Genomic DNA, 13085 nt, shown 5'->3' with positions numbered 1-13085 from the left:
GCCACCATGAACAACCCCATCGAAGTCCTCGACGAGGCGGTGATACTCCCCGAACTCGCCGCCGCCTAAACTGGAACCACTGACCCGCACGGTGTCGAGAAACTCCACCACTCCGCGGGACGTGACCCCGGGCGCCGTCGACGATCAGTCGGGAGATTGCCCGCAACACCGTGCCGGTCCATGGTTACCTGCCGTATGCGGCGCATCGCGCCGCGGCGGCCCGGCGGCCCCGGCCCAAAGACCGCAAGCTGCAAACGACCCCGCGGTTGCGCGCTTACGTGACGAGTAAGTTGAGGATTCACTGGTCACCGGAACAAATCAGTCACACTCTGGTCAAGACTTATCCTGATGATCTGGAGACGCGAGTGACCCAGGAGACGATCTACCAGGCCCTGTATCTCCAGGGCCGTGGTGGGCTGCGCCGCGAAATGGCCGCGACACTGCGCACCGGCCGAGCACGGCGAAAACCCCAGAACACCGGAGAAGCCCGCCGGCCTCGCTTCGCCGACGAGATGGTCATGATCTCCGAGCGTCCCGCCGAAGTCGAAGACCGGGCGGTGCCCGGCCACTGGGAAGGCGACCTGATCACCGGAGCATCCAACCAGAGCGCGATCGGGACCCTGGTCGAACGAACCACCCGCTACGTGATGCTGCTGCATCTGCCCCACGACCACACCGCCGAGTCCGTCCGCGACGCACTGGTCACCACGATGGGCACCTTGCCCGAGCACCTGCGCGGGTCACTGACCTGGGAACAGGGCGCCGAAATGGCTGCCCACAAATCGTTCAAGATCGCCACCGACATCGACGTCCATTTCTGCGACCCGGCCAGCCCCTGGCAGCGCGGCTCGAACGAGAACACCAACGGGCTCCTGCGCCAGTACTTCCCCAAAGGAACCGACCTGAGCACCTACGGCCCCGAAGACCTCGGACACGTCGCCCAGGAGCTCAACGGCCGCCCACGCAAAACGCTCGACTGGGATATCCCAGCCGAGCGTTTACGTGATCTACTTCACAGCACCTAAACCATCAGGTGTTGCAACGACCGCTAGAAACCGCCTGCTGGTCGGGGCCTTTCCGGTGCTGACGGGTCTTCCGCCGGGTGGAGCTAGACCGACCGGAACGCCACGACGGCGTTGTGACCGCCGAAACCGAACGAGTTGCTGATGGCCAGCAGATCGCCGGAAGGCAACGTGCGCGGCATGGTCACGACGTCGAGCGGGATGCTCGGATCCTGGTGCAGCAGGTTGATGGTCGGCGGGGCCATGCGCTCGGCCAGAGCGAGAACCGTGAACAGGGCCTCAATCGCCCCGGCACCACCGAGGAGGTGACCGGTGGAAGCCTTGGTCGCCGACACCGGGATCCCGTCGAGCAGGTCACCGAACACGCGGCGGAGTGCGTTGTACTCGGCGATGTCCCCAACCGGAGTGCTGGTCGCATGCGCGTTGATGTGCGAAACATCCGCCAGGCTCGCGCCGGCATTCCTGATCGCGGTGATCATCGCGCGGGCCGCAGCCGTGCCCTCGGGGTCTGGAGCGGTGATGTGGTACGCGTCACTGGTCACGGCACCACCAAGGAGCTCGGCGTAGATGCGTGCGCCGCGGGCCTTGGCGTGTTCTTCCGTCTCGACGACGAGCGCCGCGGCACCCTCACCGAGAACGAAGCCGTCCCGGGTGATGTCGTAGGGGCGCGACGCTGTGGCCGGGTCGTCGTTGCGCTTGGACAAGGCCTGCATGGCAGCGAAGGATGCGATCGGAAGCGGGTGGATTGCGGCCTCGGAGCCACCGGCGATGACGATGTCGGCGAGCCCGGCCTGCAGGCGGTTGTAGGCGTTCACGAGAGACTCGGTGCTCGAGGCGCACGCGGACACAACCGTGGTGATTCCGGCCCGGGCGTGCAGGTCCATTCCGATGGCCGCTCCCGGGCCGTTCGGCATGAGCATGGGCACGGTCATCGGCAGCACGCGGCGCGGACCGCGTTCGCGGAGGGTGTCCCATGCGTCGAGAAGGGTCCAGACTCCACCGATTCCGGTCGCCCAATCGACGGCCAGCCGTTCGGGGTCTGCTTCGGGGGAGCCGGCATCCGCCCAGGCTTCACGCCCGGCAATCAACGCGAACTGGCTGGAGGGGTCGAGACGCTTCGTCTCGTGTCGGGCCAGAACGTCGACGGATGGAACCCTGGCCTGGGCGGCGAAGGTCACCGGGAGCTGAGTCCGGGCCACCCATTCGTGGTCTAGCGTGCTCGTCCCCGATTCGGCGGCGAGCAGGGCCGACCAGCTGTCGGCGGCCGTGCCGCCGAGAGGGGAGGTCGCACCGATGCCGGTGATAACGATTTTTTTGGTCATAACGTTAACTCTCCGTAAGGCGTGCAAACGTGGGCATCACCCACAGATCAGGCCGGTCGGCAGATGCCGACCGGCCTGTTCATTTGTGGACTAGACCTGAGCCTTGACGATGAAGTCGACAGCGTCACCGACGGACTTGAGGTTCTTGACCTCTTCGTCGGGGATCTTGACGTCGAACTTTTCTTCGGCGTTGACGACGATGGTCATCATCGAGATGGAATCGATGTCCAGATCATCGGTGAATGACTTCCCCATCTCAACCGTGTCGGTCGCGATGCCAGTCTCGTCGTTGATGAGTTCGGCCAGGCCGGCAAGAACTTCTTCGGTGGACAATGCCATGTTATTTCTCCTTGGGGGTGTCTCGTATGACCGAGATTCAGTTTAGAGGGGAGTTGAGTGAAATCTAGGGAAGCACGACGACCTGCGCGCCGAACACCAGTCCTGCTCCGAAGCCGATCTGGAGGGCGAGGCCTCCGCTGAGCTCGGGGTGCTCTTCCAGGAGGCGGTGGGTGGCCAACGGGATCGACGCCGACGAGGTGTTCCCGGTGGTGGCGACATCGCGGGCGATGACGACCGAGTCGGGAAGCTTCAGTTGCTTGGCGAACTCGTCGATGATGCGCATATTGGCCTGGTGCGGAATGAAAGCGGCGAGCTGGTCGCTCTCGATTCCCGCGACCTGGAGAGCCTCCTTGGCCACCTTCGCCATGTTCCAGACGGCCCAGCGGAAAACCGTCTGGCCTTCCTGGCGCAGGGTGGGCCATTCGGATTCTCCGCGGCGGTATTCCTGCAGGGTGTGATTCATGGTGATGGCATCGGCCTTGGACCCGTCGGATCCCCACACGGTGGGGGCGATCCCCGGGAAGTCGCTCGGGCCGATGACGACGGCGCCGGCGCCGTCGCCGAGGAGGAACGAGATGCTGCGGTCCGTAGGGTCGACGAGGTCGGACAGCTTCTCGGCGCCGATGACGAGCGCGTAGTGGGCGGTGCCCGTACGGATCAACGAATCGGCTTGCGCTACGGCGTAGGTGTATCCGGCGCAGGCGGCGTTGACGTCGTAGGCGGCGGCGGGGTTGGCGCCGACCCGATCGGCGACCACGGCGGCAATGGACGGTGTCTGCCGGCCGTTGCTGATCGTGGCCACGATGACGGCGTCGATCAGGTGTGGCTGGATGCCGGACCTCTCAATGGCTTCGCGGGCGGCATCCGTCGCAAGGTCGACGGCCTGGATGTCCTGGCTCGCTCGGGTGCGGGTGATGATGCCGGTGCGCTGCTGGATCCATTCATCGGACGAATCGATCGGACCGACCAGGTCGTCGTTGGGCACGACCAGGTCCCCGCGGGCGGCGCCGATCGAGAGAATCCGGGTGTATTGGGGACCGTGCGACTGCTGAAGTGTTGGCTTGGACATATTCTCTTTCGGTCAGACTAGGTTCTGCTGGTCGATCAGGTCGAACGCAGCGGGCAGGTCGTCCGGCGTCCTGATCGCTACGCTGGGCACGCCCTTGAGGGCTCGTTTGGCGAGGCCGACAAGCGCCCCGGCCGGTGCGACCTCGATGATTCCGGTCACGCCGGCATCCGCGAACGATCGCATGCACATATCCCACCGTACCGGCGAGGACACCTGATCAACCAGTAACTCCACGAACCGGGCACCGTTGGACACCGCGCTGCCGTCCCGGTTCGTCCAGATCGAAAGCGTGGGATCGGCGGGGGCGAGTAGCGCGGAGACACGGGTGAGGTGCTTCACCGCCGGCTGCATATACCGCGTGTGGAATGCACCGGCCACCTGCAGAGGGATCACCCGGGTGCGCGGATTGGGGTTCTTGCCGAGAGCGGCCAAAGCCGCGAGGGAGCCGGCGACGACGATCTGGCCGCCGCCGTTGAAATTGGCTGGCGCGAGGTCGAGTTCGTCGAGGCGGGCCAGGAGTTCGGTCTCATCGCCGCCCAGCACGGCGCTCATGCCGGAGGGTTCCAGCGCCGCGGCCTCGGCCATGGCGGTGCCGCGTTCGCGCACGAAACGCACGGCGTCCGCCGCGCTGAGGATGCCGGCGCCGGCTGCGGCGGTGATCTCGCCCACCGAGTGACCGGCGATACCGGAGATGCGCTCCCGCCGGCCGTCGGCGAGGAGTGCGTTCAACGTGAGGAGTCCGGCGGCCACGATCAGCGGCTGGGCGATCCGGGTATCCCGAATGGTGTCGGCGTCGCTCACGGTGCCGTGGCGCTTCAGATCGATTCCGCAGGCCGCGGAGATCTCGTCCAGGCCGGCGGCGAAGGTGGGGTTCCGAAGCCAGGGCTCGAGGAAACCGGGGGTTTGGGAGCCCTGACCGGGGCAGACGACAACAATCATTGATCCAGTCTCCCAACCTCGTATGTTGCGGGCATGTCGGAGATCCACCAACTATTCGAGGAGTGTTTGTCGAATCTCGCTAGTTTGGCACCTCTGACGCCGCAATTAACGCCGGCGTGTTGACCCGTCGTGATCGCTGATCGACCCGATGATCAGGGCCGCCTGCAGGATGAGGGCCTCACGGGCGCCCGTGGCGTCGTAGCCGATGACCTCTGACACCCGCTTCAGGCGGTAGCGCACGGTGTTCGGGTGCACGAACAGTTCCCGGGCGGTGGCTTCCAGGGAGCGACCGTTGTCCAGGTAGCACCAGAGTGTGGTGAGCAGCTCAGTCGAATGCGCTTGCAGCGGGCGGTAAATCCGGTGGATCAGCGTGGCGCGGGCAAGCGGATCGCCGGCCAGCGCCCGCTCGGGAAGCAGATCATCCGCCTGTACAGGGCGTGGGGCGTTGCGCCAGGAGCGCGCCACGGCGAAGCCGGCCAAGGCGGCCTTAGCGCTCTTGGACGCGTCGACCAGATTCGGTACTTCGTGGCCGAGCACCAGGTGGCCGGCGCCGAAGCTCGGCTCGAGCTGCACCGCTATCTCCATGAAGCTGAGGGCGGAGGCCGTGCCAATCGCGTCATCCGTCTCGGTCGGCGACGGGTGCGCTCGGCCGATGACCAGGACGAGCCGGTTGCCCTGCACCCCGATCAGAACGTCGGCGGCCATGTGGCGGGCCGAGCGACGCAGCTGGTCGACGTCGAGCATCTTGGGCGTCGTGCCCACGAGCACGCAGACCTCGCCGTGCCCGTGCCAGCCCAGGGCTGCGATCCGGCTGGGCAGTTCGTCGTCGTACTCGCCGCTCAGGATCGAGTCGACGACCAGGGCCTCGAGGCGTACATCCCAGAGGCCACGTGCCTCGGCTGCCCGGGCATAGACATCCGCCGCGCCGAAGGCGATTTCGCGGGAATACAGCAGGATGGCCTCCCGCAGGATTTCCCCGCCGTCTTTAACCCGCTCCTCCACCACCTCGACGGTGACGCGGATCAGCTGCAGGGTCTGCTGCAGGCTGATTGAGCGCAGCAGTTCTCGCGGGGCGGCACCGAAGACGTCGGCGGCGATCCAGGGGGTGGACCGCGGGTCGTCAAACCACGAGATGAACGACGTGATCCCGGCCTGGGCGACCAGACCCACGGCGGAACGCCGCCCGGGCGGCATATCGCCGTACCAGGGCAACGTGTCCTCGAGACGCTTCAGCGTCGCCGTGGAAAGCTCGCCGGATATCGTTCGCAGCCAGCTGAGCGTCTGTTCTTTTGTCTTCGGTGTGGGTGCCACGGGGGCTGTTAGCTCTCGCCCCCGGCGGAACCGGTGGTACCCGCCGTTACGTCGTGCAACCGGTACTTCGCGATCGCCTGGCCGACGACGCTGCGGTCGACCTCGCCTCGGCGAGCGAGAAGTTCGAGTGCGCGCACCACCATCGACGGTCCGTCGATCTTGAAGTAGCGGCGGGCCGCCGGGCGGGTGTCCGAGAAGCCGAACCCGTCGGCGCCGAGGGTCGCGAAGTCGCCGGGCACGAACTGCCGGATCTGATCGGGCACCGCATGCATGAAGTCGGTGACGGCGATGAACGGTCCGGCGGTGCCGGCCAGCTTCTCCGTCACATACGGGATCTGCGGCGCGTCGTCCGGGTAGAGGAAGTTGTGTTCCTCGACCGCGATGCCATCACGACGCAGTTCGGCCCAGGAGGTGACCGACCAGACGTCGGCGGACACTCCCCAGTCCTCGGCCAAAAGGGCCTGGGCCTCGAGTGCCCAGGGCACGGAGACGCCTGAGGCCAACAGCTGCGCCTTCGGACCGGACACATCGGACGCGCTGACTCGGTGGATGCCGCGCACGATGCCGTCCACGTCCACGTCGTCGGGCTCGCGCGGCTGCACCTGCGGCTCGTTGTAGACCGTGATGTAGTACATGACGTTGGGGTCGGCGTGCGTTCCGCCGTACATCCGCTCGAGTCCCGACCGCACGATGTGCCCGATCTCGTAGCCGTAGGCCGGGTCGTACGAGACCACGGCGGGGTTCGTCGAGGCCAGCAACGGCGAGTGGCCGTCGGCGTGCTGCAGGCCTTCACCGGTCAGGGTGGTGCGTCCGGCGGTGGCGCCGATCATGAACCCGCGGGTCATCTGATCGCCCGCGGCCCACATGGCGTCGCCCGTGCGCTGGAAGCCGAACATCGAGTAGAAGACGTAGATCGGGATGAGCGGCTCACCCTGCGTTGCGTAGGAGGTGCCCACGTTGGTGAAGGCAGCCATCGCGCCGGCTTCGTTGATGCCCACGTGCAGGATCTGGCCCTGCGGGCTCTCCTTATACGCCAAAAGCTGCGCGTGGTCGACCGAGGTGTACTGCTGGCCGCTGGGGTTGTAGATCTTGGCGTTCGGGAAGAACGCGTCGATGCCGAAGGTGCGAGCCTCGTCCGGGATGATCGGCACGATGCGGTGTCCGAAGTCCTTGGCACGCAGCAGTTCCTTGAGCAGCCGCACGAAGGCCATCGTGGTCGCGATCTCCTGCGTGCCGGAACCCTTCTTGGTGGGGGCGTAGGTCGCGTCGTCCGGCAGGGTGATCTGCGTGTACTTGCTGCGACGCTCCGGCACGTACCCGCCGAGCGCGCGGCGGCGCTCATGCAGGTACTGGATCGCCTCATCGTTTTCGTCCGGCTTGAAGTACGGGGGGAGGTAGAGGTTCTCCTCGAGCTGGGCATCCGTGATCGGCATGTGGGTGCTGTCGCGGAACGTCTTGAGGTTGTCGAGGGTGAACTTCTTCATCTGGTGGGTCGCGTTGCGGCCCTCGAAGCTCGGGCCGAGGGCGTAGCCCTTGACCGTCTTCGCCAGGATGACGGTCGGCTGGCCCTTGTGCTCGGATGCGGCCTTGAATGCCGCGTAAACCTTGCGGTAGTCGTGGCCACCGCGCTTGAGGTTCCAGATGTCGTCGTCGGTGTAACCCTCGACGAGCTTGAGCGCGCGAGGGTCGCGGCCGAAGAAGTGCTCGCGCACGTACGCGCCGCTCTCGGCCTTGTACGTCTGGTAGTCGCCGTCGGGGGTGGCGTTCATCAGGTCGCGCAGGGCGCCATCGGTATCGCGGGAGAGCAACTCGTCCCACTCGCGACCCCAGACGACCTTGATGACGTTCCAGCCGGCGCCGCGGAAGAAGCTTTCCAGTTCCTGGATGATCTTGCCGTTGCCGCGTACCGGGCCGTCGAGGCGCTGGAGGTTGCAGTTGACGATGAAGTTGAGGTTGTCCAGACCCTCGTTGGCGGCAACCTGCAGCTGCCCACGGCTCTCGACCTCATCCATCTCGCCGTCGCCGAGAAACGCCCAGACCTGCTGGTCGCTGGCGTCCTTGATCCCGCGGTTGGTGAGGTACCGGTTGGTTTGCGCCTGGTAGATGGCGTTGATCGGGCCGAGTCCCATGGAGACCGTCGGGAACTGCCAAAATTCCGGCATCAGTCGCGGGTGCGGGTAGGAGGACAGCCCGTTAGGGCCGTGGGACTTCTCCTGGCGGAATCCGTCGAGCTGGTCGGTGCTCAGGCGGCCCTCGAGGAAGGCCCGCGCGTAGGTTCCGGGGGAGGCGTGGCCCTGGATGAAGATCTGGTCTCCGCCGCCCGGGTGGTCCTGGCCGCGGAAGAAGTGGTTGAAGCCGACCTCGTACAGGGCAGCGGAGGATGCATAGGTCGAGATGTGGCCGCCGACGGAGATGCCGGGGCGCTGAGCACGGTGCACGAGAACGGCGGCGTTCCAGCGAATCCAGGCGCGGTAGCGGCGCTCGATGTCTTCGTCGCCGGGGAAGTCGGGTTCATTGCCGGCCGCGATGGTGTTGATGTAGTCCGTGGTCGGCACCATGGGCACGCCGAGGTGCAGTTCCTTGGAGCGTTTCAGGAGCGTCAGCATGATCTCCCGACCACGCTGGTGACCGTTAGCGGATACGAGCGCGTCCAGCGATGCCGACCATTCGGCGGATTCCTCCGGGTCCGCATCCGTGCTGTTAACCGAATACGGGTCCTGGTCGTTGACAGTCACACTCGACCTCTCTCTGTTGGGCAGACCATCGAAGCGAACCTGCCAAGTTAGCGGTGCCGGATGACGGTCGGATCACGACCGACGGCACCACGCAAGCCTACAGATTATGCCTTCGGTTTGTGTGCGGCCGGTGAGCGTCGTTCGGGCCGGGAATCGAGGGTCCCTCGGGACGATCATCTTGGTTCCGGCAGAAGGCGGGGCTAGGCTGTGGCGTCGCCTTGCACCGTTCCCGTGGGCGCACGAAAGGAAGCGCTCCATGGCGTTGGAAAATGACACCCAGGCTCCTGATTTCGAGCTCTTCAACCAGTTCGGCGAGCGGGTGCAGCTCAGCGAGTTCCGCGGGAAGAAGTCGGTCGCCCTGGTCTTCTTTCCCCTGGCGTTCTCCGGAATCTGCAGCGGCGAGTTGTGCGAGCTGCGGGACAACCTGTCCTTGTTCGCCGCCAATGAGGTGGAACTGCTCGGCATCTCGGTCGATTCCCGTCATGCCCTGCGTGCCTGGGGGGAACAGGAACGGTACACCTTCGACCTCCTGGCCGACTTCTGGCCGCATGGTGCGGTCGCGAAGGAATACGGCGTGTTCCTTGAGGAAAAGGGCTTCGCGAACCGGGCCACTTTCCTGATCGACCCTGAGGGGATCATCCGGGCCAGCTTCATCACCGCGCCGGGCGAGCCCCGGTCGCTGGAGGCCTACCGGGCCGCGATCGGCGAACTCCAGCCGGCCTGAACCCGGCCGCGGTCCACCCGGCAGTCAGAATCTGTATGATGGGCTACGGCCTTCACCGGCCGTTGCGTCAGGGGCCTTTAGCTCAGTTGGTAGAGCGCCACGTTTACACCGTGGATGTCATCGGTTCGAGCCCGGTAGGGCCCACACATAACCCCCCTGATCACGTCCGTTGCGAACGAGCCCCAGCCGAGTGCCACGACAGTATTCAGGGAGAGCACGTGAATCAGCCACGCATGAACGTCGAATCGTTCAACCTCGATCACCGCACGGTCGTCGCACCCTATGTGCGCTTGGCCGATACCAAGATGCTGCCACAGGGGGACACCATCGTGAAGTATGACGTGCGCTTCACCCAGCCCAACGTCCTTCACCTGGAGATGCCGGCAGTGCACTCGATCGAGCACCTTTTCGCCGAGCATTCCCGCAACCATTCCACCCGAGTCATCGACTTCTCGCCGATGGGCTGCCAGACCGGTTTCTACCTGATTCTGCAGGGGCAGCCGGAGTACGCCGAGGTACTCGGGCTGATCGAGGCCACCATGACCGACATCCTCGGCGCCACCGAGGTGCCCGCCGCCAACGAGGTTCAGTGCGGGTGGGGAGCCAACCACTCGTTGGCAGCCGCCCAGGACGCCGTGAAGGTCTTCCTGGCCGCCCGCGGCGCCTGGGCCACCGTCACCGCATGACGACCGTCGACGCGATCATTCTGGTCGCGATGGAGGAGGAGGCCGCTCCGTTCCTGGCGGTGGCCACCGCTTCCGCGCCGCCGGTCGCCACCGGTAGGGCCCGCCGGCACCGCCTCACCCTGGCCGGGTGTGAAGTGCTGCTGGTGCAGGGCGGCATCGGACTGGTCAACGCGGCCGGTGCGACGACATCCGCACTCCTGTGTGCGCGCGCCGAGGACCCCGAGGCGTCGCCGCTGGTGATCAGCGCGGGTTCGGCCGGCGGGGTGGGCGCCCAGGTGCGAGTGGGCGAGGTGGTCATCGGGAGCGAATACCTCAACAGCGACGCTGATGCACGCGCCTTCGGGTACGCGCTCGGCCAGGTGCCCGGTATGCCGGCTCGCTACGAGGGAGCGACTGCGGCGCTGCGCGGCGCCGAATCCGCTGCCCGGATGCCCGACGGATCGGCGCTGGTCGTGCGCCGCGGGCTGCTGGTCTCCAGCGACGCCTTCGTGAGCGTGGAGCGCGCAGAGAGCCTCCGCGTGCTGTTCCCCGGGGTTCTCGCCACCGACATGGAATCCGTGGGCGCTGCTCAAACCTGCTTCGCGCACGGCGTACCGTTCGTGGCGGTCCGCGGCATCTCCGACCTGTGCGGACCGATTGTCGATCATCTCACCCACATTGACGACGCGGCCGACCGCTCGGCCGCGGTCGTGCTGGAGATGCTTCGCAGGCTCGCCGACTGACTCGGCCTACGCCCCATCCGGTCGTCACCGATCCCCGGGGCGTACACAGGTCGGGCGCAGGTTCTTCACTCAAACTGCGGAGCCGGGTTCTGCGCAATGCGGGAAACGCCGAGATTTGTGGAAGCCGATGCCCGCCGCGGAAAAATCGTCGCTCTTCTGCGGAGCCGAGAGGTCGTGAAGGCACCGTGCACACTCACGCGCGAGCGACTTCAATGCGAGCAATTTCGACCCGAGTAACGGATGCCATGGGGAGTGATCGTCGTCATGTCCCGGTCTGACCGTCAATCGTTCGGCCTCGCCGTCGAGGAGTTGTCCAACGCGCACCGGACCAGCACGGACCTGTGCTCGCCGTTCCTGCGGGTGCTGCCCGTCACCGGCGTGGCGATCTCCACCCTCGGCGCACCGTTTGGCACCGAAACCGCGTGCGCGTGCGACGCGTCCGCCGCACGGCTCGACGAGCTGCAATTTGATCTCGGCGAAGGTCCGTGCTGGGAAGCCCTGACGACTCGTCGCCCGGTTCTGAACAGCGATATTCGACACCACGGCAATCCGGCTTGGCCGGTTTTCACACAATCCATCGACGAGACCGACGAGACCGACGTGGGAAGCGTGTTCGCGTTCCCGATGGTCGTCGGCACGCTGGACATCGGAGCGGTTGATCTGTACTCTCCACGCCCGCGCACCCTGACCGGAGTTCAGATCGCCGACGCCACGATGCTGGTCGGGATCGCCGCCCGACAGATGCTTCGGCGCGTCCTGCTCTCGCATACGATGAATCCGGACCCTGACGCCGACGAGGGCTACGCGCGTCGCGTTGTGCACCAAGCGACGGGGATGGTTCTGGCCCAATTGAACGTGGGAGCTTCGGATGCCCTCCTGATCCTCCAGGGCTACGCGTTCTCCCACGCGCGCACCGTCCGTGAGGTAGCGGACGATGTTGTGGCGCGAAAAGTTGATTTCACATCAGAATTGAACGGGTCTTAGGGTGGATTTATGGTGACCAGAACACGTGAAGGTCAGTTGGTCGAGACCTTCGTCACGCTGGCCGACACGCTTGTCGTCGGGTACGACGTCGTCGACCTGCTGCACACACTCGTAGAGACCTGCGGCACACTCTTCGGGGCGTCCGCGGTCGGGATCATCCTCTCCGCCGGTAACGACAACGATCTCGAGGTCGTGGCCTCAACCAACGAACGCAGTCGCCTGATTGAGATCCTGCAGCTGCGGGCCGGCAATGGGCCGTGCGTCGAGTGCTACACGACCGGCAAACCGGTGGCTATTCCCGACCTCGATGTCCTCGCCCCGGCGTGGCCGAGATTTCGGGCGGGAGCGCTCGAACTCGGCTTGAAGTCGATGCACTCGGTTCCCCTGCGGCTGCGAGCGACGACCATCGGATCGCTCAATCTCTTCTGGGATCGCCTCGGCGGTCTGGGAGCGGAGGACCTGCGCACGGTCCAGGCGCTGGCCGACACCGCCACCATCGGCATTCTTCAGGAACGGGCCATCAGGGAGAGCGACGTGGCTCGGACGCAGTTGCAACGCGCGCTCAGTAGCCGCGTTCTGATCGAGCAGGCCAAGGGCGTCGTCGCTTTCACCCACACCGTCGACATGGAAGAGGCCTTCGCGATCCTGCGTCAATATGCCCGCGACAACGGCCAGCGGCTGGTCGAGGTTGCCGAGCAGGTTGTGAACCGAACTCTCGACCTTTAGACCCCGCACGGTCTAGAATCAGAAAATGCCCCAGACCCTGGCTGCACATGTCCATTTCGTGAACAATCAGGGGTCTACCATGAAGCGTATATTTCACCCCGGCGGATCGGTCATCACGGGCGATGATCTCGCGGATGCCGTCATGCACTATGCCGAGGCGTTGAGTCTCCGTCCCCAGGTCGATGTCGTCGACATCCCGATCGTCGAAGAGACCGGCCTGCTGGGCCGCATCCAGATCCTGATCGGCGGATCCGGCCAATTGGTCTGCGTCACTGCCGGTTTCGCTCGGTCAGAGCTGCTGGAGCCGGAGACGGTGGACACTCTCCGCCATAAGGCCCTGGTCGGCACGGCCTCGGGCCGAGCCTCGTGGACGGGCGACGGCCTGGATTCGCCACAGTTCGACGAGTTCGACTACTGACGTCCTGACCGACGTCGGGACTTTCGGCCCTGTTCTGGCGGATCGGCGCGCGACATCGTAAACCCCGTTCTGCCCGCTGTGCCGGGGA

Annotated in this window: 12 protein-coding genes, 1 tRNA gene and 1 pseudogene; 8 read left to right on the top strand and 6 right to left on the bottom strand. The window is 65.6% G+C overall.

Features of this window, described 5'->3' with window-relative positions; all coding sequences use genetic code 11:
- Positions 1-128 precede the first annotated feature (128 nt).
- A pseudogene (locus E3O18_RS06560) lies at positions 129-1025 on the top strand (IS30 family transposase); the annotation flags it as partial.
- 83 nt (positions 1026-1108) lie between these two features.
- Here the strand turns inward: E3O18_RS06560 and E3O18_RS06555 are convergent.
- The 6 genes from E3O18_RS06555 to aceE form a co-directional block, all read right to left on the bottom strand.
- The gene (locus E3O18_RS06555; RefSeq protein WP_134395873.1) at positions 1109-2344 is read right to left on the bottom strand and encodes a beta-ketoacyl-[acyl-carrier-protein] synthase family protein; all 1236 of its coding nucleotides are present in this window, start codon (positions 2342-2344) and stop codon (positions 1109-1111) included.
- 90 nt (positions 2345-2434) lie between these two features.
- On the bottom strand, positions 2435-2683 hold the full coding sequence (locus E3O18_RS06550) for an acyl carrier protein (RefSeq protein WP_134363808.1): 249 nt from the start codon (positions 2681-2683) through the stop codon (positions 2435-2437).
- 64 nt (positions 2684-2747) lie between these two features.
- The gene (locus tag E3O18_RS06545; protein WP_104171087.1) at positions 2748-3752 is read right to left on the bottom strand and encodes a beta-ketoacyl-ACP synthase III; all 1005 of its coding nucleotides are present in this window, start codon (positions 3750-3752) and stop codon (positions 2748-2750) included.
- Positions 3753-3764: 12 nt separating this feature from the next.
- Complete coding sequence (locus E3O18_RS06540; protein ID WP_134397881.1) at positions 3765-4691, bottom strand: ACP S-malonyltransferase; 927 nt, start codon at positions 4689-4691, stop codon at positions 3765-3767.
- Between the two features lie 105 nt (positions 4692-4796).
- Positions 4797-6002: a helix-turn-helix domain-containing protein gene (locus E3O18_RS06535; RefSeq protein ID WP_104101895.1), complete on the bottom strand. Its 1206-nt coding sequence runs from the start codon at positions 6000-6002 to the stop codon at positions 4797-4799.
- An 8-nt stretch (positions 6003-6010) separates the two neighbouring features.
- Positions 6011-8737 (bottom strand): pyruvate dehydrogenase (acetyl-transferring), homodimeric type, encoded by a 2727-nt coding sequence (aceE, locus tag E3O18_RS06530; protein ID WP_134395875.1) that lies wholly within the window; start codon positions 8735-8737, stop codon positions 6011-6013.
- A gap of 256 nt (positions 8738-8993) precedes the next feature.
- Between aceE and E3O18_RS06525 the strand changes: the two genes are divergently transcribed.
- The 7 genes from E3O18_RS06525 (at position 8994) to E3O18_RS06495 (ending at position 12997) form a co-directional block, all read left to right on the top strand.
- Positions 8994-9461: a peroxiredoxin gene (locus tag E3O18_RS06525; protein ID WP_134395876.1), complete on the top strand. Its 468-nt coding sequence runs from the start codon at positions 8994-8996 to the stop codon at positions 9459-9461.
- Positions 9462-9532: 71 nt separating this feature from the next.
- A tRNA-Val gene (locus E3O18_RS06520) sits at positions 9533-9605 on the top strand.
- A 74-nt stretch (positions 9606-9679) separates the two neighbouring features.
- Positions 9680-10147 carry an S-ribosylhomocysteine lyase gene (locus E3O18_RS06515; RefSeq protein WP_134395877.1) on the top strand — a complete coding sequence of 156 codons (468 nt, stop codon included), beginning with the start codon at positions 9680-9682 and terminating at the stop codon, positions 10145-10147.
- Positions 10144-10869 carry a 5'-methylthioadenosine/S-adenosylhomocysteine nucleosidase gene (mtnN, locus tag E3O18_RS06510; RefSeq protein WP_134395878.1) on the top strand — a complete coding sequence of 242 codons (726 nt, stop codon included), beginning with the start codon at positions 10144-10146 and terminating at the stop codon, positions 10867-10869. The genes E3O18_RS06515 and mtnN overlap by 4 nt, the downstream gene beginning before the upstream one ends.
- A gap of 252 nt (positions 10870-11121) precedes the next feature.
- Positions 11122-11853 (top strand): GAF and ANTAR domain-containing protein, encoded by a 732-nt coding sequence (locus E3O18_RS06505; RefSeq protein WP_241978130.1) that lies wholly within the window; start codon positions 11122-11124, stop codon positions 11851-11853.
- Between the two features lie 9 nt (positions 11854-11862).
- A complete protein-coding gene (locus tag E3O18_RS06500; RefSeq protein ID WP_134395880.1) occupies positions 11863-12579 on the top strand; it encodes a GAF and ANTAR domain-containing protein in 717 nt (238 codons plus the stop codon).
- A 79-nt stretch (positions 12580-12658) separates the two neighbouring features.
- The gene (locus tag E3O18_RS06495; RefSeq protein WP_134395881.1) at positions 12659-12997 is read left to right on the top strand and encodes a hypothetical protein; all 339 of its coding nucleotides are present in this window, start codon (positions 12659-12661) and stop codon (positions 12995-12997) included.
- Positions 12998-13085 lie beyond the last annotated feature (88 nt).

Source organism: Cryobacterium sp. TMT2-42-4 (assembly GCF_004402645.1).
Taxonomy (GTDB): domain Bacteria; phylum Actinomycetota; class Actinomycetes; order Actinomycetales; family Microbacteriaceae; genus Cryobacterium; species Cryobacterium sandaracinum.
Note: the sequence above shows the minus strand (reverse complement) of the source record. Positions and strands in the feature narration are given on the sequence as shown.